Source organism: Ruegeria sp. BE3 (assembly GCF_056538865.1).
Genome location: NZ_JBQFTW010000001.1, coordinates 1,220,189 through 1,242,299 on the forward strand (window position 1 = coordinate 1,220,189; position 22,111 = coordinate 1,242,299).

The 22,111-nt window shown below is 56.2% G+C and carries 20 protein-coding genes and 1 tRNA gene; 8 read left to right on the forward strand and 13 right to left on the reverse strand.

The features are described from left to right. Positions 1-3: 3 nt before the first annotated feature. The 10 genes from ACR0AZ_RS06095 to ACR0AZ_RS06140 all read right to left on the reverse strand — a co-directional run bounded on the left by ACR0AZ_RS06095 (position 4) and on the right by ACR0AZ_RS06140 (position 10,618). The gene (locus ACR0AZ_RS06095) at positions 4-921 is read right to left on the reverse strand and encodes a hypothetical protein (protein ID WP_480469996.1); all 918 of its coding nucleotides are present in this window, start codon (positions 919-921) and stop codon (positions 4-6) included. A 242-nt stretch (positions 922-1,163) separates the two neighbouring features. Then, positions 1,164-1,253, reverse strand: a tRNA-Ser gene (locus tag ACR0AZ_RS06100). Positions 1,254-1,310: 57 nt separating this feature from the next. Further along, positions 1,311-3,746, reverse strand: a complete 2,436-nt coding sequence (locus ACR0AZ_RS06105; protein ID WP_480667015.1) for a DUF3772 domain-containing protein — start codon at positions 3,744-3,746, stop codon at positions 1,311-1,313. Next, complete coding sequence (locus ACR0AZ_RS06110) at positions 3,746-4,780, reverse strand: cysteine synthase A (protein ID WP_480469998.1); 1,035 nt, start codon at positions 4,778-4,780, stop codon at positions 3,746-3,748. The genes ACR0AZ_RS06105 and ACR0AZ_RS06110 overlap by 1 nt, the downstream gene beginning before the upstream one ends. Before the next feature lie 69 nt (positions 4,781-4,849). Next, positions 4,850-5,965, reverse strand: a complete 1,116-nt coding sequence (locus ACR0AZ_RS06115) for an NUDIX domain-containing protein (protein ID WP_480667016.1) — start codon at positions 5,963-5,965, stop codon at positions 4,850-4,852. Between the two features lie 30 nt (positions 5,966-5,995). Then, positions 5,996-6,436: a TrgA family protein gene (locus ACR0AZ_RS06120; protein WP_480470000.1), complete on the reverse strand. Its 441-nt coding sequence runs from the start codon at positions 6,434-6,436 to the stop codon at positions 5,996-5,998. Positions 6,437-6,451: 15 nt separating this feature from the next. Then, positions 6,452-7,660 carry a class I SAM-dependent methyltransferase gene (locus tag ACR0AZ_RS06125; RefSeq protein WP_480470001.1) on the reverse strand — a complete coding sequence of 403 codons (1,209 nt, stop codon included), beginning with the start codon at positions 7,658-7,660 and terminating at the stop codon, positions 6,452-6,454. 69 nt (positions 7,661-7,729) lie between these two features. Continuing rightward, a complete protein-coding gene (locus ACR0AZ_RS06130) occupies positions 7,730-9,154 on the reverse strand; it encodes a cryptochrome/photolyase family protein (RefSeq protein ID WP_480667017.1) in 1,425 nt (474 codons plus the stop codon). Between the two features lie 47 nt (positions 9,155-9,201). Further along, a complete protein-coding gene (locus ACR0AZ_RS06135) occupies positions 9,202-10,428 on the reverse strand; it encodes an aminotransferase class V-fold PLP-dependent enzyme (protein ID WP_480667018.1) in 1,227 nt (408 codons plus the stop codon). Positions 10,429-10,441: 13 nt separating this feature from the next. Then, positions 10,442-10,618, reverse strand: coding sequence for a hypothetical protein (locus ACR0AZ_RS06140; protein WP_480667020.1), 177 nt, complete (start codon positions 10,616-10,618; stop codon positions 10,442-10,444). 84 nt (positions 10,619-10,702) lie between these two features. Between ACR0AZ_RS06140 and ACR0AZ_RS06145 the strand changes: the two genes are divergently transcribed. Beyond that, a complete protein-coding gene (locus tag ACR0AZ_RS06145; RefSeq protein ID WP_480667021.1) occupies positions 10,703-11,083 on the forward strand; it encodes a VOC family protein in 381 nt (126 codons plus the stop codon). Positions 11,084-11,119: 36 nt separating this feature from the next. Here ACR0AZ_RS06145 and pyrH read toward each other — a convergent pair whose 3' ends face one another. After that, entirely contained in the window at positions 11,120-11,863 is a 744-nt protein-coding gene (gene pyrH, locus ACR0AZ_RS06150) for a UMP kinase (protein ID WP_480470004.1), read from the reverse strand. Between the two features lie 97 nt (positions 11,864-11,960). Between pyrH and miaA the strand changes: the two genes are divergently transcribed. Then, positions 11,961-12,854, forward strand: a complete 894-nt coding sequence (gene miaA / locus ACR0AZ_RS06155) for a tRNA (adenosine(37)-N6)-dimethylallyltransferase MiaA (protein WP_480667142.1) — start codon at positions 11,961-11,963, stop codon at positions 12,852-12,854. A 102-nt stretch (positions 12,855-12,956) separates the two neighbouring features. Here the strand turns inward: miaA and ACR0AZ_RS06160 are convergent, their stop codons facing one another. Beyond that, complete coding sequence (locus tag ACR0AZ_RS06160) at positions 12,957-13,184, reverse strand: hypothetical protein (protein ID WP_480667022.1); 228 nt, start codon at positions 13,182-13,184, stop codon at positions 12,957-12,959. Between the two features lie 12 nt (positions 13,185-13,196). On the opposite strand from ACR0AZ_RS06160, the gene ACR0AZ_RS06165 reads away from it, so the two are divergent. From ACR0AZ_RS06165 to ACR0AZ_RS06180, 4 genes are all read left to right on the forward strand, one after another. Beyond that, positions 13,197-14,867: an ABC transporter substrate-binding protein gene (locus tag ACR0AZ_RS06165; protein WP_480470007.1), complete on the forward strand. Its 1,671-nt coding sequence runs from the start codon at positions 13,197-13,199 to the stop codon at positions 14,865-14,867. A gap of 118 nt (positions 14,868-14,985) precedes the next feature. Continuing rightward, positions 14,986-16,032, forward strand: coding sequence for an ABC transporter permease (locus ACR0AZ_RS06170; protein ID WP_480470008.1), 1,047 nt, complete (start codon positions 14,986-14,988; stop codon positions 16,030-16,032). A gap of 13 nt (positions 16,033-16,045) precedes the next feature. Next, the gene (locus tag ACR0AZ_RS06175) at positions 16,046-17,509 is read left to right on the forward strand and encodes an ABC transporter permease (protein WP_480470009.1); all 1,464 of its coding nucleotides are present in this window, start codon (positions 16,046-16,048) and stop codon (positions 17,507-17,509) included. 93 nt (positions 17,510-17,602) lie between these two features. Further along, positions 17,603-19,690, forward strand: a complete 2,088-nt coding sequence (locus tag ACR0AZ_RS06180) for a dipeptide ABC transporter ATP-binding protein (protein WP_480470010.1) — start codon at positions 17,603-17,605, stop codon at positions 19,688-19,690. Between the two features lie 55 nt (positions 19,691-19,745). Here ACR0AZ_RS06180 and ACR0AZ_RS06185 read toward each other — a convergent pair whose 3' ends face one another. Beyond that, complete coding sequence (locus tag ACR0AZ_RS06185; RefSeq protein WP_480470011.1) at positions 19,746-20,324, reverse strand: lytic transglycosylase domain-containing protein; 579 nt, start codon at positions 20,322-20,324, stop codon at positions 19,746-19,748. A gap of 200 nt (positions 20,325-20,524) precedes the next feature. Between ACR0AZ_RS06185 and ssb the strand changes: the two genes are divergently transcribed. Together ssb and ACR0AZ_RS06195 are read left to right on the forward strand one after the other, a co-directional pair. Beyond that, entirely contained in the window at positions 20,525-21,013 is a 489-nt protein-coding gene (gene ssb / locus ACR0AZ_RS06190; protein WP_480470012.1) for a single-stranded DNA-binding protein, read from the forward strand. 19 nt (positions 21,014-21,032) lie between these two features. Beyond that, the gene (locus tag ACR0AZ_RS06195) at positions 21,033-22,103 is read left to right on the forward strand and encodes a site-2 protease family protein (RefSeq protein WP_480470013.1); all 1,071 of its coding nucleotides are present in this window, start codon (positions 21,033-21,035) and stop codon (positions 22,101-22,103) included. The last annotated feature ends 8 nt before the right edge of the window (positions 22,104-22,111 follow it).

A 22,111-nucleotide genomic window follows, 5' to 3' on the forward strand; every position in this document is an offset into this window, starting at 1 on the left:
GCGTCACGGCACCCCAGCACGATCGTAGTCCTGAGCAACCTCAAGAGCGACCTTCTTGAAGTAGTTTGCCTGTTCATAAGGAATTACAAGTTTTTGGTTGTCACCGTGGATGAAGGTGTTTGGTATCTCGCGCGGGTTCCTCTGATAAACGACTGCCCAGATGAGGCAGGTCACAGCATAATTGCCCAATTCATTGAGATGAATATCATCCAGGAAGATATCCCCAATGCTGTTAAGCCCCGGTGCGTTTCCAACCTCGATGTCATCATATATACGCATCATCAATCTGTGCCCTGGGATCATGTAGATCGGAGGCATGCCATCCGGCCGAACCGCGTTGGCATGATCTTGCATTTGCTCCCAACGAGCTCCCTCGATATCAAGGCGTTCTCGAAACGGTATATGCCCCTCTCCATCGGATCGTACATCTCCGGGATTCTGCCACCACACCCAGGTGCTATACAGCATGACTTCGGCACCCTTGCCACGATTACCGTTCTGCCAAGCGTGTTTGACCCATTTCTCGACGTAATCGAGTGTATCTTCTTTAAAAGCTTGAGGGTTGGGGTACAAAGGCACGGTTTCCGTCGTAACTAGAAGCTCAAACCTACCAATATCTTGACGCGCGTCAGGCGCTCCATGCCCTACCGGATTTTGCCAACGCCATTTCAGTCCAGCGCCGGGAGTGGTTGATTTTGCAATGTTGTCGTGAGGCTGAGCGCCACGCAGTGAGCTTGTCGCCAGGATCAACTGCCCAGGCCAAGGCTGCCCCATATATGCGTCTGTTAAGCTATGCCCGCTATGTATTTGTTTTACATTTACCGGATTGGCCTGACGCGGAGGATAATCTGAGGACCATGCAGGTTGTGAAACACCCATACACAAAAACAAACCCACTAAACTCAAAGCAGTTCTATACATTACGCTCCAACCTCACTTTTACTGATATCAGTCTTCAACATCCGCTCGAAAACAAAACACCAGTTCGGCGATGATTTCGAGTCTATCTCGTTCGTCTATCAGATATTCGCTCTTTCTTTTTACCAAAATATGGCAGGTGTTCGTCTAAATTCGCAACATGGACGCGCCAAAATAATCTCGCGATCACAAATGCACATTGCATTGTTTGACCTCGATAAATTATCGGCTGCGGCTGTGGAATATGGCGGAGAGACAGGGATTCGAACCCTGGAGACGGTTTCCCGCCTACACACTTTCCAGGCGTGCGCCTTCGACCACTCGGCCACCTCTCCGTGCCGGCGATATTTGGACCATCGAAACCAGATTTGCAAGGCCCGATTGTAGTCGAATTACAGCTCTTCTCCGTCCGGCGAATCCAGATCAGTTTCAGTCAGATCAGCAGGGCCCATGCGGTGATCTGCGGGCTTTTCCTGCGTCATTGCTTCCGCCACTGACGATCGTGCGTTGTCGTCACGCAAGACTTCGGCATTGCGCAACCATACATCTCGTTGGGCGAATGGAATCTCGATTCCTTCTTCGACAAAGCGGCGGTTGATTTCGTGGTTCATGTCGGATTTGACCGATAGAACCCAGTTCACGTCGCGCAGAATCGCGCGGATCTCAAAATCCAGAGAATCCGCTCCGAATCCCTGGAAAACAACACTGGGCGCGGGGTTCGCCAGAACCATCGGGTGAGAATTCGCAATCTCACCCAGAATAGTTTCGACTTTGCGGGTATCTGTCCCATAGGCCACGCCCACAGGCACGATCACCCGACCAATCGTATTCCCGCGCGTGTAGTTGGTGACCACGCCGCTGATCAGATCCGAGTTCGGAACAATCACATCCGTCCGGTCAAAAGTTTCAATCCGTGTTGAACGGACCGAGATATCGCGGACATACCCCATCATACCGTTCACATCGATCCAATCCCCCTTCGAGATCGGGCGTTCAACCAGCAGGATGATGCCCGACACAAAGTTCGAAACAATGGTTTGAAGCCCGAATCCAATACCAACCGACAAGGCCCCTGCGACAATCGCAAGCGAGGAAAGATCAAAGCCCGCTACAATGATCGCAATCAGTGCGGCCAGGAAGATGCCGACATAGCCGGTGCCGGAAACAATTGCGTTCTGGCCGCCGGGGTCAATCTTGGTCTTGGGCAGCAGTGAGTTTCTCAGACCGCCTTGCAGCAACCGGGTCAGCGTATAGCCAATGGCAAACACCGCGACAAAGACCAGAAAATTACTGGGCGATATCGTGACGCCGCCGATATTGAACCCCAGCAATAGTCGCGACCAGGCCTCCAATAGATCGGTCTCGCGCGCGCCCCAGTAGATGGCCAGAATGGGAAGCGCCAGTATCGCCAATGCAAACCCGACCAGAACCGAGAACAAAGAATCACGCGCAGCCTCACCCTGCCCCGTCAGCCAGCCATAAACCATGCTGAAGAACCGCTGAACAATGACCAGCGCCGCGATCAAGACCAGAGTCTTCGCCGCCGGAAAGACGATCCCTTCGGCTGCGTTGATGTAGCCGAAAATCGCCAGAACCGGTGTGGCAACTCCCAACAGGAACAGAGCTCGTCGTAGAAACTCAATCAGTTGACTGAAGCCCGCCGTGCGACGAGGCGCGTCTTGCTCGGATCCATCATTTCTCACATCGGTCTGACGAATCTGGCGCACCCGCAACAACAGCAGAGCCGTCGCCAATACGACCGGGAATCCAACTACAGCCCGTGTCGCATCCGAGATGTTCTCGATCTGCTCGAACAACTGCACCAGTTCGTGCAGTATGAGCATGACAGCCAAAAGATCGATATAAACTCGAATTTCCCTGATTTTGCCTTGAGATAGACGCTGAAAATCCTGCGCGGCGCCCATCAGATAGATCTGTCTGCCGATCCAGTCGAAATAGAAGATGATCGCGGCCCAGTACGGTATGTTGTCGAACAACAGCATGCCACGCAGTCCCAGCACACCGGTCAACATTACCGCTTCGACCAGTGCCCAGACGCCAAGCCACGGCAAAAAAATGCGAAAGAGTGAGACAACGAATGTCCAGACACCGCTGCCTTGCCCCCCAAGCGAGCGCAGATACGCACCGCCTTTCTCGGACCAGTACCGCCCATAGAGAAGCAAAACCGCCGAGACAACGAGCAGCGCAAAAATGCCCAGACTGCGTTCGCGTATCTGCTCACGCACCACGTCCGTCTTTAAATTCTTGGTGGTCTCGTTGACCAATCTGCGGGTGGCTTCTTTTACATCATTCCATGCAGGGCCCCAATAAACTGGGTTGACCGGAGATGGCCCTCTCTCAAGCATCTCTTTGGCCTGCCGGTCGCGGATGATACGGTCAATTTCACTGATCAGGCCGTTCGCCCGGCTGAACGCTTCTTCCGAGATGATGCGTGGGACTCGAAGACTATTGAGCTGCGTTTCAAGATGCTCGCGCAGCTTTGCGATGTCTTCAGGTTCCGTTTCACCATCGGCTGGAGGATCACCCAAAGCCTTGAGCTGGCTTTCCAGCGTCTGAATTCGATCGGTGTTGGCACCACGAGCCTTGTTGAAGTCTTCGCGATAACCGTTTATTTCCGAACGCAGATTTTCGAGCGCAGCATTCGACGCCCGATTGGCGCTGATCACCGATTCTGCGCGGTTCGCCGTGCTGATCCATCCCTGATAGTATTCGCTCTGCCGGTCGGTCAGCTGGGCCGAGGCCATGCCGCCCAGCCCAAACAGACATAAGGCGGCGAGGATCAGAAACAGGCGGACCTGTCGCAACATCACACGTCCTCGAATACGCCGGGGATGCTGCGCGGCGCTTCGGTCATCCAGTCAGGAACCGGCAGTTCCTTTTCGCGCAGGAATTCAGGGTTGAACAGTTTCGATTGATAGCGCGTGCCGTAGTCGCACAAGATGGTGACAATGGTGTGACCCGGCCCCAACTCTTTCGCCAACCGAACCGCGCCCGCCATATTGATCGCGGTCGAACCGCCCATGACCAGCCCCTCTTCGCGCAGCAGATCGAAAATATAAGGCAGCGCTTCGTTATCGGTGATCTGGTAGGAATGATCAGGGGTGAACCCCTCAAGGTTCTTTGTCACCCGCACCTGCCCGATGCCCTCTGCGATCGAGCCGCCCTCCATCGCGATCTCACCGGTTGTGTAATAGGAATAGAGCCCTGCCCCCATCGGATCAGCCAGACCAATCTTGACACCCTTGGGCTGCAGCGCATCGGCGACGCCCGCAAGGGTCCCGCCCGAGCCAACGGCACAGATGAAACCATCAACCTTTCCACCTGTCTGTTCCCAGATTTCGGGACCAGTGGTTTCGACATGCGCCTGCCGGTTTGCCACATTGTCGAACTGGTTGGCCCAGATCGCGCCATTGGGCTCAGTCTGGGCAAGCTCTTCGGCCAAGCGGCGTGAATAGTGCACAAAGTTGTTGGGGTTGCGATAGGGTGCGGCAGGTACCTGCACCAACTGCGCGCCGGCCAGACGCAGCATGTCCTTTTTCTCTTCCGACTGGGTCTCGGGGATTACGATCACCGTCTTAAAGCCCATCGACGCCCCAACCAGCGCAAGGCCAATACCGGTGTTACCAGCGGTGCCTTCGACAATTGTGCCGCCCGGTTTCAAATCACCGCGCGCGATGGCGTCGCGGATGATATATAGCGCCGCGCGATCCTTGACCGACTGGCCAGGGTTCATGAATTCGGCCTTGCCCAAAATCTCGCAGCCAGTTTCGTCGCTGATGCGGCGCAGCCGGATCAAAGGTGTTTTACCGACCGCGTCGGCAAGGTCTCGTGCAATGCGCATGGCACCCTCTTGTCATTTGGTATTGCAGAAGATTTACAGGCGCCCCGCCGCAACCACAAGTCGCGATAGTTAAGCCCGCAGCCGATCACGGTGTCGCGCCAGCCAATGTGCCAATGTCAAAAGCTTCAGGTCTTTGAAAACATGGGCATCTACCTTTTCCATGAATGTACCAAAGGGCAGTATTTTACTGCGAATATCCTCACCCTCGGTGGCCACACCTACACCTTCGACCGTGCCAGTCAGATCGGCCAGCCCAACATACAGATAGACATATTCGGTCGAAGACCCGGTGGATGAATATGCACCCCCGACATATTCCAACCTATTCAGCGATACATGTGCCTCTTCTCGCACTTCGCGATACGCCGTCTGTTCCGGGGTTTCTCCGGGATCGACCATACCCGCAACCGGCTCCCACAACCATGGATCGGAATCGTCGCTCATGAAAACCGGCGCACGGAATTGCTCGACCAATAGCACTGTATCGCGCACCGGATCATAGGGCAGTACAATCGCCGCTGCCCCCTGCATCAACGCGCTGCGCCGCAAAACGGGGCTCATTGAACCGTCGTATTTACGATGCTGCAGGTCCATTTCGCCCATACCGAAATAACCGACATAGGGACGCTCATGATGCTTTACGATCACATCTTGTTCGGCATCGCCCTGATCTTCGTTGCCCCGTTGGCGGTTGAGCAATCGGGCCCAAGCGCGCATCAATATCGAAGGATAGCTCTGCGCGACCACCGCGGTCTCGATTGTTCCATAGAGGGCCATGACCTCTTCCGCGGCCAACAGACTGACCTCGGCCCAACGATCAACCCAGTCCTGCAAAGACCACGCTTGGTCGCGCGTCCAAAGATCCGGCTGAGGATAAAACACGCGAGCCGGAAGGATCAATCCATCTTCACACTCAACCTGCTGAGGGCTCAGATCGTAATCAAATCCGCCTTCATAGAAAGCCAGCCTTTCCAAATCCTCAACACTCAGATTCTGAACCAAAAGTCCGTCGGCGGTGCTACCTTTCTCCTTCAAGATCATCGGGAAAATCTGATCTTTGACGCCATAAACCGCGTGATCTTGCAGCGCGGCGGGCGTTGCGACCAATTCTGAAATCGGGCGCCCAAGCACGAGCTCAAGCAAAGGGAGATGCCGCAAGGTGCCGTAAAAAAACAGATTTGACATCAATCAGTGCCCCAACCGGATCACGCGTGTTTATTTCCAGCGGCGGAAGGCGATTTCGGTCAGTATGCCACTGATCACCGCACCGATCGCAAAGGTCCAGAGAATCTCAGGTGCCAGCAGTTGCTGGCCAAACTCTACGCCGAGCTTGAAAATCGCGAGCAGCGCCTCAAACGGCCCCCCGTATCGATGGCGCATCGCCTGACTGAACATCTCGTAAGTGCCCTGCACGAACAGACCCCAGAACACCAGGGAAGCCACTCCGGTCAGACCATTATTGATCCCGGCAGTCCAACCGCGCCCGGCGCGCTTGCCCATAACGACCCAACCGCAAACAACCCCGAGGGCCATGTTGACATAGGTAAAATACCCATAGTCCTTGCCCTCTTCCCCGTTGCTGATCACCATACCCGACACGAGAAACGCCACCACCAGCAGGCAAATAGCTGCAATAAGACGTGAGGCTGTAGGCATTCGGTTTTTCCGTCTTTAACTCGGTTTGGCTACTGTGATCTGTGTCACATCACAATTGCCGGTGTCAAAGGCTGCGCCACACGCGGTCAAATAATAATTCCACATGCGGCGAAAACGCTCATCAAAGCCCATGTCCGCGATCTCATCCCATTTGGCATTGAACGTCTCGTACCAGCGCCGAAGCGTCAGATCATAACTTTTGCCGAACTCCTTGGAGCGCACAACACTCAGCCCCGATTGTGCGATCTGTTCTTTCAGGATCGTCGGCGCAGGCAGCATACCCCCGGGAAAGATGTATTTCTGAATGAAATCAACGCCGTTCTTATAAACGTCCCAGCGATGATCCGCGACCGTGATGATCTGAAGGGTCGCTTGCGCTCCTGGCTTCAAACGATCACGCACAGTGTCAAAATAGACAGGCCAATACTTCTGACCTACGGCCTCGAACATCTCGATCGATGCGATCCCGTCATATTGTCCCTGTTCATCGCGATAGTCCTGCAGCTTGAATTTCACAAGATCAGAAAGCCCTGCCTTATCAATGCGTTCTTGTGCAAACTTCAATTGCTCCTGACTTATGGTCAGGCCGGTCACGCGCAGGCCGCGTTCCTTGGCAGCATACTCGGCAAACCCACCCCAGCCACATCCGATTTCAAGGATATGGTCACCAGGTTTGGCCTCCATCTCATCCACCAGGCTGGCGTATTTCGCAGTTTGCGCCTTTTCCAGGCTCTCCTGCCCGGTTTCGAAGATTGCGCTGGAATAGGTCATCGTGTCGTCCAGCCACAAACCGTAGAACTCGTTCCCCAGATCATAGTGGTATGAGATGTTCTTTTTTGCCTGCGACTTGTGATTGCGATGCAACCAGAACCTCAGGCGTTCATAAGCGCGAACCAGAAACTTTCCGGTGAAATCATCATAGACTGTTTCCGTTCCGAGATGCACAAGGTCCATGAAGCTGCGCAGATCGGGCGTACTCCAGTCGCCTTCAAGATAAGCATCGGAAAAACCCAATTCGCCCTCTCGTACAAGGCGCGCAAAAACATCCGGGTCATGTATGTCGATATGGGCAACAGGGCCGGGCTTGGGCGCGTCCGAGCGGAAAACGCGGCCATCCGGCAGGGCGATATCAAGCCGCCCGGACTCCATCCGCTTCAGCATCTTGAAGACCTGCGCAAAATACCTCGGCAGGTTGTCCTGCCCATCTGTGGACGTCAGAAACATCCGCTCTCCCCTCTGCGGTTGCGGGTTCAGGCTAGGACGGGATTCGGTTTCTGGCAAGTTTTCAGTTCCTTACTGGTTTTTGCGACGTTCATAGAGGCTCAGCGCACGGGCACGCCCATCGGTCAAAGACACGACCGGTTTCGGATAGCTTTCTTGTGCCGACAAACCCCAGGATCGGGGAATAGCTTCGAAATAGCTCAGTGCAGTTGTCGAGGGCTCAGCCCGCCCTTCCGCGATCCATCTATCCAGGTATTTGGCATTTGGATCAAAGCGTTCTCGTTGCGTGTCCGGGTTGAATATCCGAAAATAGGGTGCAGCATCCGGGCCCGAACCTGCCACCCATTGCCACCCCATCGCATTCGCAGCGGGATCCCAGTCAATCAGGCAATCGGCAAACCAGTCCATTCCAATTTTCCAATGCGTTGTCAGATGCTTGGTCAGATAACTTGCAACGATCATCCGCGCACGATTGTGCATTCGGCCAGTCACATACATCTCACGCAGCCCGGCATCCACAAGCGGAACGCCGGTCCGCGCCTGCTTCCAGGCCTGAACCTCGGGCCTGTCCGGATCGGTGTTCCAGAGGAATGCGTCCCATTCCGGCTTCCAGTTGCGATACAACAGATGCGGCCAGTGGTACATCAGGTGATAGGCGAACTCACGCCAGACCAGTTGCCGTAAGTAAGCCTCGGCCCCTGAGGCACCCATCTGAGCAGCCGCCTGCACCCGGTGCCAAACCGTGCGTGGACCGATTTCTCCGAGCGAGAGGTATTCGGAGAGATCAGAAGTGCCAGCCACATCCAGCCGATCCCTTTGATCAGAATAGAAGCTGAGGCGGTCCAGAAATGCAGCTAGCTGATCCAAGGCCGCGTCTTCACCTGCCCTTACATACCGACCGACGATGCGCGCTCCGCGCTGCATCCTTCGATCCAACTGCCACTCGGACAGCAGATCTGACGACGGCCAGTTCTGTGGTGCCGGTACCCGGACGGGCATCTGTTCGGGTGGCGGTACGTCCCGGTCTCGCACTGCGCGCCACATCGGAGTGAAGACTCGAAAAGGCTGACCTGCCTTGGTTTCAACAGCCCAAGGCTCGAACAACAGATTTCCGGGAAACGAGCGTACTTCGATCCCCTGCTCTGAAAGCGTGGATTTGATCTGCTTGTCTCGCGCGATTGCCCCGGGATCATAGGCCCGCGTCCAGTAAACTGCGCGGGCACCGGTTTCGGTCACCAGCTGTTGAAGAACGTCCAGAGCGCTACCCCGGCGCAGGATCAGACGACTACCGACGTCTTTGAGAGTGCGCGAGAAAACCTCTAGACCCTTCTCCAAACGCCATTTTGGTGCCGCGCCGAGGGCGTGAACCTGATCATCCAGAATATAAACGGGAATGATCGGGGCACCCGACTGGACCGCAGCGTGAAGTGCGGGGTGATCACAAAGCCGAAGATCGCGGCGAAACCATAGAATGACTGCAGGCTGCTCTGTTGCCATATCCGACCCGTGTTTTCTTCAGTGTACGAAACGGGACAGATAGTGGATCACAAAACGCGATCAAGCGCCTCCAAAAGCTGACTAATTTCCTGTTCTGTGGAGTAATGCGTGAAACTGAGCCGCAAGACACCCTGCTCAGGATCGACGCCCATCGCCTGCAAGGGACGGACAGCGTAGAAATCGCCACCTCCGGCCATGACGCCATATTTGGCGAGTTCGGCGGCAACAGGTTCAGCCGCGGTGTTCAGCGCCAAAGCAACCGTGGGCGCGCGGCGTGTCGCGTCCGAGGGTCCAATCAGACGCAGGGTGTTTCGGTCCTTCACTGCATCAAGCAGCGGTTGAAGCAGCGTCACCTCATGCGCACGCATCAGGTCGTGCACAAATGCGCAGCGCGCAGCGGCACCGGTATCTGGCCCGGCATGATGAGCGCAAAGCTGATCCAAATAGTCGGCCATACCCACGCTGGCCGCAATCTGGGCATGATCAGGGCCAGCCGGAGTAAACCGTTTATAAAGCGATGCTGCGTTAAAATAATGCGCCTGATTGGGCAACATCTCACCCAGGCTGCGACGGATGACCATAAGGCCCTGATGCGGTCCATATGTCTTGTAGGCCGAGAACAGATAGATATCCGGGCCCAGATCACCGACATTCGGCAATCCATGCGGCGCATAAGATACGCCATCGACGCAGACAAACGCGCCTGCGGCGTGTGCAATCGCAGTGATCTCGGTCACCGGGTTGATCTCACCCACCACGTTCGAGCAATGCGGAAAGCAAACCAACCGGACCTTGTCGTCCAGCAGGTTCTCAAGATCCTGTGGGTTCAGCGAGCCGGTCTCAGGGTCGATCTGCCATTCACGGATTTCGATGCCGTCATCCGCCAGCCGACGCCACGGGCCGGAATTTGCCTCGTGATCCTGATTGGTGACAACAACGGCATCGCCCGGCCGCATCCATTGCCGGAAGGCCTGCGCCAGCACGTAAGTATTCTGTGTGGTCGATGGGCCAAAGCTCAGCTCATCCGCTTCGACCCCCATCAGCGCAGCCAAGCGGGTGCGGGCCTCATCCATCTCGGCCCCTGCAAGCTGGCTGACTTCGTAAGGCGCATAAGGCTGAACTTTGCGTTGTGTATAAAACCGAAACAGGCGGTCGATCACCGGCTTGCAGGTATAAGAACCGCCAGCGTTCTCGAAAAACGCCTGCCCCTGCAAGCTGGGCTCGGCAAAGGCGGGAAACTGCGCCCGCACAAAATCGATATCAAGGGATGTCATCCCGCGTCTCTCCTCAGTCAGCGTCCACATCTTGGCGGACGATCCGCGCATGATCCCGGACCGTTCCGAAAACATGGCAGGTCTTCCAGCCAAGCCGCGCCCCTATCGCTGCGCTGAGGGATCGTCGGCAGCCCTTCGGGTGAAACGCGTTCACCCGATTGACCGCGTCAACTAGCCAGAGGATTCTCATTCAGTCAAGCCGCTGATCTGATGCCACAACCTGTCATCAGGTCATGCAACACTCGGACCACCCTGAATTCCATGAGGTACGATAATGAACTATATTCCAAAGGATTTTCTGGTCTGGGGTGAACTGCCCGTCCGTGATTTGGACAAAGCCATCGCGTTTTATTCCGACGTGACCGGAGCCGACCTGCAGCTTGATCCGAACTGTCCCACCCCAATGGCGGTTTTCAAACCCGCAGACCCTGATACGGGTGTCGCTCTGCATCTGTATCCCGGCAAACCTGCAGAAAACGGTCAGGGACCAACCCTGCATCTGGCCGCCAGCGGTCGCCTGGAAGATGTTATGAAACGGGTTGAACGCGGCGGCGGACAAGTGGTCTCGGACCCCGTACAAATCCCCGCCGGACGCTTTTTCTATGCCACGGATCCCGACGGGAATTCTGTAGGCTTCTTTGAGGGCCAGACCTGACAAAAATGGCCGGGCGTAATCGCCCGGCCTGATCCTTTAGCCTTGCACCTTGGTATAAGTGCCCTCGCCAGCCAAGATACCCCGGAATCCACCGGGCTCATCCAGACCGAAAACAATAAGGGGCAGGTTGTTGTCGCGTGCCAAAGCGATGGCTGAGGCATCCATGACGCGTAGGCGCTTGGCCAGAACATCGTCATAGCTGACGGTGTCATAGCGGACTGCATCTGCATTGGTCTTGGGATCTTTGTCGTAAACCCCATCCACGCCATTCTTACCCATGAAAATGGCCTCACACGCCATTTCATTGGCGCGTAGCGTGGCGGCGGTATCCGTGGTGAAATAAGGATTGCCGGTGCCCGCAGCAAAGATGCAGACCCTTTTCTTTTCGAGGTGACGCACAGCCCGGCGGCGAATGTAGGGCTCGCAGACCTCATCCATCCGAATGGCCGAGATAACGCGGGTAAAGACCCCTACCGCCTCCAACGCAGATTGCATGGCCAGCGCATTCATGACCGTGGCCAGCATGCCCATGTAATCTGCGGTCGTCCGCTCCATCCCTTGCGCTGATCCGCTGAGGCCGCGAAAGATATTACCTCCGCCGATCACCATGCAGATTTCGACACCCAGATCATGGACCGATTTGACCTCTTGCGCGATGCGCTGGACGGTAGGCGGATGCAGACCGAATCCCTGATCCCCCATCAATGCCTCGCCCGATATCTTCAACATGACGCGATTGTACTTTGTTTTCGGGGTCTCGACGGATGAGGGAAGGGTCATGTTGCGCTCCGGGCTGGCACGGGGTTATTTTCCGGCGCAAAATGAAGCAAAACTTCCGCAGGTTCAATGCGGATAGTCAGGAATGGGGCAAGTAACAATGGCCGACACGACCGCTGACCGGCTATGGAGCCAGCTGCCCTCGATTCCGGATAACAAACCTGTGCTGATTGCAGGCCCGACAGCCTCGGGCAAGTCCGCGCTGGCGTTGATGATTGCCGAGCGTTTCGGTGGCGTAATCGTGAACGCAGATGCCAGTCAGGTTTATGAATGCTGGCGCGTCATCTCTGCCCGGCCATCGTCCGAGGAGGAGGCGCGCGCGCCGCACCTGCTCTATGGCCATGTCGCTTGGGATCAGACCTATTCAACAGGGCATTGGGTCCGCGAGGTCACGCCGCTGTTGAAGAGCAAGACGCGCGCGATCATCGTCGGCGGAACGGGCCTGTATTTCTCGGCGCTGACTGAGGGTATGGCCGACATCCCTGCAACTCCGCCTGAAATCCGGGAACAAGCCGATGCATTGTCGTTGGAAGAGTTGATCGAAGGTGTGGACCCCGAAACGCTTGCGAGACTGGACCGTCGCAACCGCGCCCGCGTTCAGCGCGCGTGGGAGGTTCAGCACGCCACTGGCCGACCTTTGTCGGAATGGCAGGCCGATACCCCGCCGCCGGTCCTGAACCTCCAGGATACTGTCCCGATCGTTTTCGACGCCGAAAAGGATTGGCTGTTGGACCGGATCAATCGCCGATTTGACCAGATGTTGGAACAGGGCGCGATAGAAGAAGTCGCTGCGATGCGCGATCTCTATGACCCCGCCCTGCCCGCCTTCAAGGCAATCGGCGTACCTGAACTGTTCGCATATCTTGACGACCGGATGTCGCTGACTGACGCACGCGAACGGGCCAGGATTGCGACACGTCAGTTCGCCAAACGGCAGCGCACCTGGTTTCGGGCTCGGATGAAGGCCTGGCATCGGTTGAATGCCGCAATTTAGATCATTTGGTCAAAAACATTGAAATAACAGAAGCTTGACCATCAACCGAATTTGCGAGCAATCACAGATTCGACGATGTCGGCGCGACTGCACAGGCAAGTTTCAGATTGACGCCCTATCCATTGCACTTTCCTTTCGGATGTCGCTTTTGTACAAATGATGACGATTTCCGACATTGACGGCAGCAAAAAACTGGTGCCGAATGCCCGCATGGGGATGTTCAGAAATCCAGAAATAGAGTGCGCGGCCCAGATAACCGGCAAGAACCGGCGACACCAGGGTCAAGATCAATAAATCCGCACTATAAAATCCAAAAAAATTCAGTGTCACAGGGAGACATCTATGGAAAATCAGACAATCAACGGAAAGCCGATGCATTGGGCGGCAGAGATGCACGCGCAGGAATATCGTAATGGCGACCTGAATCGCCGCGAATTTCTGGCTCGTGTCACTGCGCTGGGCGTGGCCGTTCCGACCGCTTACGGGATGATCGGCCTTCAATCACCGGCTGCCGCGCAAGAGGCGCAGCGCGGTGGCACAATCCGCTATCAGATGGAAGTACGCGCGCTCAAGGATCCGCGGACTTATGACTGGACGCAGATTGCGACCTTCACCGCAGGCTGGCTGGAGTATCTTGTCGAATACAACAATGACGGCTCGTTCAAGCCAATGCTGCTGGAAAGCTGGGAAGCCAATGACGACGCGACCGAGTACACTCTGAACGTCCGCAAAGGCGTCAAGTGGAACAACGGCGACGACTTCACTGCCGAAGACGTGGCGCGCAACATCGAAGGCTGGTGCGACGCATCGCTTGAGGGCAACTCGATGGCGTCCCGCATGGCGTCGCTGATCGACGATAGCACTCAGAAAGCTGCAGACGGTGCGATCACCGTTGTCGACTCGCACACTGTGAAGCTGAAGTGTAGCGCACCGGATATCACCATCATCCCAGGTATGGCCGACTATCCGGGTGCCATCGTCCACAGCAGCTTTGACGCAAACGACATGCTCTCCAACCCTGTCGGCACCGGTTTCATGATCCCTGAAAGCCACGAAGTTGGCGTCAAAGGCGTTCTTGTCCGCAACGAAGACTTCGACTGGTGGGGCTATGAGGCCGGCAAAGGTGGCTATATCGATCGGATCGAATTCATCGACTACGGCACCGATCCGGCCGCGTTCCTGGCCGCCTATGAGGCCGAAGAGATCGACATGAACTGGGAGTCGGTTGGTGAATTCGTCGACATCTTTGACGGCATTGGCCTTGTTCGTTCGGAAATCCCGTCGGGTTTCACGATCGTAATCCGTCCGAACCAGCTGGCGGAAGATGCGGACGGCAACAAGATCTATGGCGACAAGCGTGTACGTCAGGCTCTGGCCATGGCGGTCGACAACGAAGTGTGCCTTGAGCTGGGTATGTCAGGTTACGGTATCCCGGCAGACAACTGCCATGTTGGCCCGATGCACCCCGAATACGATTCAGCGATAACCCGTATTCCTTACGATCCCGCAGGGGCCAAGGCGCTGATGGACGAAGCCGGCATGGGTGATTTCGAGCACGAAGTTCAGTCCATCGATGATGACTGGCGCCGGAATACCACCGCTGCTGTAGTCGCCCAGTTGAACGACGCGGGCATCAAGGCCAAGCACACGGTTCTGCCGGGCTCGACCTTCTGGAACGACTGGACGAAATACGCCTTCTCATCGACCAACTGGAACCACCGCCCGCTGGGCACTCAGGTTCTGGCGTTGGCCTATAAGTCGGGTGTGGCGTGGAACGAGTCCGGTTTCGCCAATGAAGAGTTCGATAAGCTGTTGGCCGAGGCGAACTCGATCGCGGATGTCGACATGCGCCGCGAGGTGATGGCCAAGTTGCAGGCGATCATGATTGACGAAGGTGTGACCATCCAGCCGTACTGGCGGACCGCGATGCGCCACCATCGTGACAACATGGTCGGCGTCGAAAAACACATCGCGGACCTACCGCAGTTGTATAAGTTCGGCCTGACATCCTAACCCAAGAAACAGGGGCCGCGCCGATTGGCGCGGCCTTTTCGTCCTGAACACGGCGACAAAAAATCAGCGATGCCTGAAGTAATCTGCAGTTCACGCAGGCCGACCAACAGGGGCTAATATGGGACTTTTCATTCTAAGGCGCGTAGGCATCATGCTTTTGACAGCATTATGTCTGACATTCCTGGTCTTCTTTCTGACCAATCTCTATCCGAACCTCGAAAAACTTGCCAAGACGCAAGGCAATTTCCGGATGTCGGATGAGCAAGTCGAGAGCTATCTCGAAAAAAACGGTTACCTCCAATCCACGCCGATCAAATATGGCGAGTGGTTGGGTGTCCTGCCTTCGTTTCGCTACACGAATGAGGACGGCACGGTTCAGGGCAGATGCATTCTGCCGGGCAAAACTGCCGAAGAGTCCCCCAATTTCTGCGGTATTCTGCAGGGGTACTGGGGATATTCGACCGTCTTCAAGGACGAGGTCTCAACCGTGGTTGGCAACAGGCTCGCTCTGACCGGTCGACTGATGCTCTGGGTGATGCTGCTGATGGTCCCTTCGGCGCTGATCCTCGGCATCTTGGCAGGCATGAAAGAAGGCTCGGCAACTGACCGGACACTTTCGACCTTTGCCATTACCACGACAGCGACACCAGAATATGTGTCAGGCGTTATCTTTATTGCGATCTTCACATCCTCTGCTGTCGGTCTGAAATGGTTCAAAGGTACCGCAACTCAAGCGATGGAGAACCCGACGTTTGAGAACTTCTTCCTACCGGTTCTAACCATCGCGCTTTACGGGATGGGCTATATCGCCCGGATGACCCGCGCATCGATGACCGAGGTGATGACGGCGCAGTATATCCGAACCGCACGTCTGAAAGGTGTGTCCTTCCCGAACATCGTCATGAAGCACGCGCTGCGCAACGCGCTGATCGCACCCTTCACCGTTATCATGCTGCAGTTCCCGTGGCTGCTGAACGGCGTTGTGATCGTCGAGACCTTGTTCAACTACAAAGGCTTTGGCTGGGCGCTGGTTCAGGCGGCGGGCAACAACGACATCCAGCTCTTGCTGGCGATTTCGGTCGTGTCGGTCTTTGTGGTGCTGGTGACGCAGCTGATCTCGGATATCGGCTATGTCTACCTCAACCCGCGCATCCGCATTTCATAAGGAGGGTTAGATCATGGAACCACTTACCTGGACCGGCTCTATCGCCTTCCTGAATCCGCTGCTGGCCTTGGCACTTGGGCTTATGGTGCTGTCCATCGTCGTCTGGATGCTGGCCAGCATTGTGCTACCCGAGGACCAGATGACGGTGAACCCGGACGGCACGTTGACCTCAAGCTCAAGCGTTCGGAACCTGATACAGGCTGCACTACGCTACAGCTTTCTGGCCAGCGTGGGACTTGCAGTCGCCTACATCGTGCTGGGCATTCTGATGGGCACAGGCGCCGGCATCATCGGTGCCATATCCCAACAGTTCCTGCCGGTATGGCTGTCACTGATTATCCTCTATGCGATGTCAATCGCGTTCAAACGCAAGCTGGGCCTTTATGGCAAGCTGTTCGACAGCCCTATCGGCATGATCGGTTTCGGCCTTGTGATGTTCTGGGTCTTCACAGGGATTTTTGGGGCGCTCGATCTTATCGTCACTCATGATCCGCTGGCGCAGATTTCAGGCATGAAGAACAAGGTGCCGGGTACGCCTCTGCCCAATCTGGAGGACGGCCAATACGCCTGGTACCTGCTGGGCGGGGACAACCTGGCCCGAGACGTCTTTAGCCGTATGGTCAAAGGTGCCTGGATCGTTGTTCAGATCGCGCCACTGGCGACGATGTTTGCCTTCATGGTCGGTATCACTCTGGGTCTGCCCGCAGGCTACTACGGTGGTCGGTTGGACACGCTGCTGTCATTCCTGGCCAACCTGATTCTCGCCTTCCCGGTGATCCTGCTGTTCTACCTGTTGGTCACACCCGAGATCGTGGCAACCGGTGTGCCGAACTATATGGCAGCGGTACTGTTCGTATTCCCGATAATCTTCCTCGGCGTTTTGCTGAACTCACGCTACTACACGCGCCCAAACTTCCGGACGCCGTTGCTGATTGGGGTTCTGGGTGTCGCGCTCTGGCTTTATCTCTCGTTGATCTCGACGGGGGGCTACATCATCAGCACCGACAGCTACCGCATCTGGGGTTTACCGACCTATCTGGATTTGTTCGATATTCCGGGCGGCATTCTGGTGGTGTTTGTGTCGGTGGTCTTTGTGAACTCGCCCACGGTGTTCCGCATCGTGCGCGGGCTGGCACTGGACATCAAAACCCGTGACTACGTGGCTGCTGCCCAAACCCGCGGCGAAGGTCCTTGGTACATCATGTTGTGGGAAATCCTGCCCAATGCGCGGGGTCCGCTGATCGTCGATTTCTGTCTACGCATCGGCTACACCACCATCCTTCTGGGAACCTTGGGTTTCTTCGGGCTGGGTCTTCCCCCGGAAAGCCCGGATTGGGGTTCGACGATCAACGAAGGGCGCAAGCTCTTGTCGATCTACCTGCACCCGGCCCTTCCACCCGCGTTGGCCTTGTTGTCGCTGGTTCTTGGATTGAACCTGCTGGCGGATGGTCTGCGCGAAGAAAGTCTGAAGGACTGATTGTGATCGAGACCGGGGGCTCTGCCCCCGGACCCCCGGGATATTTTTAGCCAGATGAAGGGGATGCCCCGGACTCTCGCGAGGAGTAACAAGATGAACAAACTGGCAGACTATGACGGGCCAATTCTGGAGATCGACAAGCTTTCGATTTCGTTTTTCACCCGTCTTCGCGAAATCCCCGCTGTGATGGATTTCTCGGTCAGCGTACAGCCCGGCGAGGCTGTGGGGCTGGTTGGTGAATCCGGTTGCGGCAAATCCACTGTGGCGCTTGGGGTCATGCAGGACCTCGGCAAGAACGGGCGGATTGTTGGTGGTTCGATTAAGTTCAAGGGTCGCGACCTGAGTGAGATGACCACCGAAGAGTTGCGCGACATTCGCGGTAATGAGATCGCGATGATTTATCAGGAGCCGATGGCCTCGCTGAATCCGGCGATGAAGATCGGCAAGCAGTTAATGGAAGTTCCGATGATCCACGAGGGCGTCGGCGCCGAAGAGGCTTATGCGCGCGCCCTTGAAGTTGTGACCGATGTCCGCCTGCCCGATCCCGAGCGGATGTTAAGTTCGTTCCCACATCAGCTTTCCGGCGGTCAGCAGCAGCGGATCGTGATTGCGATGGCGCTGATGTCGAAACCGGCACTGCTGATCCTGGATGAGCCGACGACCGCGCTGGACGTGACCGTTGAGGCCGCGGTGGTCGAACTGGTTAAGGATCTGGGCAAGAAATACGGCACGTCGATGTTGTTTATCTCGCACAACCTCGGGCTCGTGCTGGAAACCTGTGACCGGCTCTGTGTGATGTATTCGGGTGAGGCGGTCGAACGCGGCTCGATCAAGGATGTGTTTGACGAGATGCAGCATCCGTATACGCAGGCGCTGTTCCGCTCGATCCCATTGCCTGGGGCCGACAAGAACTCGCGTCCGTTGGTGGCCATTCCGGGGAACTTCCCCCTGCCCCATGAACGGCCTCCGGGCTGCAACTTTGGACCGCGCTGCGATTACTTTGAGGAAGGGCGTTGTGACGCCAAGGACATTTTGATGGAAGCCGTGCCCGGTAATGACCGGCATCACACGCGCTGTCTAAAGTTCCAGGAGATCGACTGGAACGCTCCGATCGCTGTGGGAGAGCAGAAAGAAAAAGGAGAAATCGGCCGGACTGTTCTGAAGATGGACAACCTCAAAAAATACTATGAGGTTGCCGCGAATGCGCTGTTCGGTGGCGGCGAAACCAAGGTGGTCAAGGCCAACGAAACGCTGAGTTTCGAGGCGCATGAATCCGAGACACTTGCCATTGTGGGTGAATCCGGCTGTGGCAAATCCACGTTTGCGAAAGTGTTGATGGGGCTTGAGACAGCCACTGACGGGCAGATCCTGCTGGACAATCGCAACATCGAAGCCGTGCCCATTGAAGAGCGCGACGCCAAAACCGTTGGCGAGGTTCAGATGGTGTTCCAGAACCCGTTCGACACGTTGAATCCATCGATGACAGTGGGTCGCCAGATCATCCGGGCGCTTGAGATCTTTGGTGTTGGCAATTCTGAGGCCGAGCGGAAGAAGCGGATGCTGGAATTGCTGGATCTTGTGAAGCTTCCGCGCGCTTTCGCCGACCGGATGCCGCGCCAGCTGTCTGGTGGTCAGAAGCAACGTGTAGGTATCGCGCGCGCCTTTGCCGGTGACGCTCGGATTGTTGTGGCGGACGAGCCTGTCTCGGCGCTGGATGTGTCGGTGCAGGCGGCGGTGACCGACCTGTTGATGGAAATCCAGCGGGAACACAAAACCACGCTGCTGTTCATCAGCCACGACCTGTCAATCGTACGCTATCTGAGCGACAGGGTGATGGTGATGTATCTGGGTCATGTGGTCGAGCTGGGTACGACCGATCAGGTCTTCGCCCCGCCCTATCATCCCTATACCGAGGCTTTGCTGAGTGCTGTTCCCATCGCGGATACGTCGGTTGAGAAACAGCATATCGTGCTTGAAGGCGACATCCCCTCGGCCATGAATCCGCCGCCGGGCTGTCCGTTCCAGACACGGTGTCGCTGGAAATCCGAGGTGCCGGACGGGCGCTGCGAATCCCATGTGCCGCCGGTTCAGACGCTGGCGGACGGCCATCAGGTCAAATGCCATCTGGCTGAAGACATACTGGCGCGCATGGAGCCCGTCATCAAAGTTGCGGCGGAATAAGCCGTCACAACATCAGAAGAGAGGGCCGGTTCAATACCGGCCTTTTTTCGTAGGGTTATCCGCCCCAGATCACTTTCACGTAGTTCTGGGTTTCTTTATATGGCGGGATACCGCCATGCTTCTCGACAGCTTTCGGCCCAGCATTGTAGGCCGCGAGCGCCAATGGCCAGGATTTGAACTTACGGTACTGCCACGACAGATACCGAGCGCCGCCCTCCAGATTTTGAATCGGATCATGCGGGTTTACGCCAAGCAGCCGCGCCGTCTGCGGCATCAGCTGGGCAAGGCCCAATGCCCCCTTATGTGACTTGGCAGCCGGATTCCAACCGCTTTCCTGCTGTACAAGACGCAGGAACAAATCCTCGGGGATATTGTGTTGACGGGCAGCTTTCCGGGCATGTTCCAGAAATTGCCCCCGATAGTTGCCGGTATAGCGTTTGGAGAACTTTCCGCGCTCGGTCTTGGGTTTGAGCCGTTCCGACCCGCGATATTGCGTGGCTGCGCGATTATCCAGAACTTTGGACTGTTTCAGGAAAATGTCTTTGCGGTTCTTCGAGGATAGTGTCTGTGCCTGTGCAACCGAGGCCACTAGACAAATACTCAAGATCGAAAGACCACCAACCAGAAAACGCATTAATGCTAATCCTGCACGCTCAACAACCAGACGGATTATAGTAAAATCAGCTGGAAATGAAAGCTTGGTAAAGATCATGCTAATATTTTCCCGCTTAACGTTGCACTGTGTTTCAACCAAGACCCGGCCCGTATAGGGTCACCAACAGAACAATGCGCCAGATTCGGGCGCAATCCATGACGAAAAGAACGAGGGAATATATGGCAGGTTCAGTCAACAAAGTCATTCTGATCGGCAATCTCGGTGCCGACCCTGAGGTGCGGTCGTTCCAGAATGGTGGAAAAGTGTGCAACCTGCGCGTCGCGACGTCCGAAACCTGGAAAGACCGCAATACCGGAGAACGTCGGGACCGGACCCAGTGGCACTCGGTTGCTATCTTCTCGGAACCTCTGGTCCGGGTTGCCGAGCAATATCTGCGTAAGGGCAGTAAAGTCTATATCGAAGGACAGCTGGAAACCCGGAAGTGGCAGGATCAATCGGGCCAAGACAGATACACGACCGAGGTGGTCCTGCGGCCCTATCGCAGCGAGCTGACAATGCTGGACGGTCGCGGTGAAGGCGGCGGCGGTGGCGGCGGAGGTTATGGCGGCGGCCAAGCTGGCGGTGGCTATGGCGACCCATATGGAAGTCAATCCAGCGCCCCTACCCCCGCATCGGGCGGGATCGATGACGACGAAATCCCGTTCTAAACCAAGACGGAGATAAAAAATGGCATGGTCCTTCTCGCTCGGCCGATTACTCGGTTCGGAACTGAGGGTCCATGTCACCTTCTTCCTTCTGTTGGCATGGGTCGGATTCGCCGCTTATTCCAGCGGAGGTTTACACGCTGCCATCCACAATCTTCTGTTCGTTCTGGCCCTGTTTGCCTGTGTGGTTGCTCATGAGTTCGGCCACGCCTTGATGGCCCGACGTTATGGCATTCGAACCCCCGACATCACGCTTTTGCCGATCGGCGGACTGGCCCGGTTGGAAAGAATGCCGGAAAAACCGTTGCAAGAGGTATGGGTCGCGCTCGCCGGGCCCGCCGTGAACGTGGCGATCTGGCTTGTTCTGGTATTACTCGGCGCTGGAACGCAGCTTGAAACCTTCGCTCAGATTGAATCAACGCATGCAGATCTACTGACCCGATTGGCCTATGTGAACCTGCTGCTAGCCGCATTCAACCTGATCCCGGCCTTTCCAATGGACGGAGGACGCGTGTTTCGCGCCTTGCTGTGCCTGAAGATGGATCGGGTCAAGGCAACCCGTTTCGCAGCAGTCGGCGGGCAGATTGTTGCGATTGGATTGGGGTTCCTCGGGCTGACATCGGGCAATCCGATCTTGGTTCTGATTGCAATCTTTGTCTTCGTCGCCGCCAATGCCGAGAGTCAGGATGTCGCCATGCGCTCAGTCGCGCGGCGGGTTCAGGCGCGCGACGCGATGATCACCGAATTCCACGCGCTTTCGCCCGAGGATACGCTGGCAACCGCAGCGCAGGCCGTCATCCATACAACACAGCATGAGTTTCCTGTGCTGGATCATGAAGGCGAGTTGTTGGGGTTTGTTACTCGAGACCGCCTGTTTACCGCGCTTGCAGGCGATCACCCACGCTCGGAACTGGCCCTTTCGATTGTTGAGCCCAACATACCCAAGGTTTCCCTGACAAGTGGGCTGAACAAGGTTCTGGACGCGTTACACGAGGGTGCGCCAGCCATTGCGGTATGCACAACAACTGGCAAGATGGTCGGCTATATCACCCGCGAGAATATCGGCGAGCTGATGATCATACAAGGGCGCTAAGCCGCGTA

Excerpts from the sequence above, each read along its gene's own strand:
- ACR0AZ_RS06095 (WP_480469996.1), bottom strand. The coding sequence starts at position 921 with ATGTATAGAACTGCTTTGAGTTTAGTGGGTTTGTTTTTGTGTATGGGT.
- ACR0AZ_RS06105 (WP_480667015.1), bottom strand. The coding sequence starts at position 3,746 with ATGTTGCGACAGGTCCGCCTGTTTCTGATCCTCGCCGCCTTATGTCTG.
- ACR0AZ_RS06110 (WP_480469998.1), bottom strand. The coding sequence starts at position 4,780 with ATGCGCATTGCACGAGACCTTGCCGACGCGGTCGGTAAAACACCTTTG.
- ACR0AZ_RS06115 (WP_480667016.1), bottom strand. The coding sequence starts at position 5,965 with ATGTCAAATCTGTTTTTTTACGGCACCTTGCGGCATCTCCCTTTGCTT.
- ACR0AZ_RS06120 (WP_480470000.1), bottom strand. The coding sequence starts at position 6,436 with ATGCCTACAGCCTCACGTCTTATTGCAGCTATTTGCCTGCTGGTGGTG.
- ACR0AZ_RS06125 (WP_480470001.1), bottom strand. The coding sequence starts at position 7,660 with ATGTTTCTGACGTCCACAGATGGGCAGGACAACCTGCCGAGGTATTTT.
- ACR0AZ_RS06130 (WP_480667017.1), bottom strand. The coding sequence starts at position 9,154 with ATGGCAACAGAGCAGCCTGCAGTCATTCTATGGTTTCGCCGCGATCTT.
- ACR0AZ_RS06135 (WP_480667018.1), bottom strand. The coding sequence starts at position 10,428 with ATGACATCCCTTGATATCGATTTTGTGCGGGCGCAGTTTCCCGCCTTT.
- ACR0AZ_RS06140 (WP_480667020.1), bottom strand. The coding sequence starts at position 10,618 with ATGAGAATCCTCTGGCTAGTTGACGCGGTCAATCGGGTGAACGCGTTT.
- ACR0AZ_RS06145 (WP_480667021.1), top strand. The coding sequence starts at position 10,703 with ATGAACTATATTCCAAAGGATTTTCTGGTCTGGGGTGAACTGCCCGTC.
- pyrH (WP_480470004.1), bottom strand. The coding sequence starts at position 11,863 with ATGACCCTTCCCTCATCCGTCGAGACCCCGAAAACAAAGTACAATCGC.
- miaA (WP_480667142.1), top strand. The coding sequence starts at position 11,961 with ATGGCCGACACGACCGCTGACCGGCTATGGAGCCAGCTGCCCTCGATT.
- ACR0AZ_RS06165 (WP_480470007.1), top strand. The coding sequence starts at position 13,197 with ATGGAAAATCAGACAATCAACGGAAAGCCGATGCATTGGGCGGCAGAG.
- ACR0AZ_RS06170 (WP_480470008.1), top strand. The coding sequence starts at position 14,986 with ATGGGACTTTTCATTCTAAGGCGCGTAGGCATCATGCTTTTGACAGCA.
- ACR0AZ_RS06175 (WP_480470009.1), top strand. The coding sequence starts at position 16,046 with ATGGAACCACTTACCTGGACCGGCTCTATCGCCTTCCTGAATCCGCTG.
- ACR0AZ_RS06180 (WP_480470010.1), top strand. The coding sequence starts at position 17,603 with ATGAACAAACTGGCAGACTATGACGGGCCAATTCTGGAGATCGACAAG.
- ACR0AZ_RS06185 (WP_480470011.1), bottom strand. The coding sequence starts at position 20,324 with ATGCGTTTTCTGGTTGGTGGTCTTTCGATCTTGAGTATTTGTCTAGTG.
- ssb (WP_480470012.1), top strand. The coding sequence starts at position 20,525 with ATGGCAGGTTCAGTCAACAAAGTCATTCTGATCGGCAATCTCGGTGCC.
- ACR0AZ_RS06195 (WP_480470013.1), top strand. The coding sequence starts at position 21,033 with ATGGCATGGTCCTTCTCGCTCGGCCGATTACTCGGTTCGGAACTGAGG.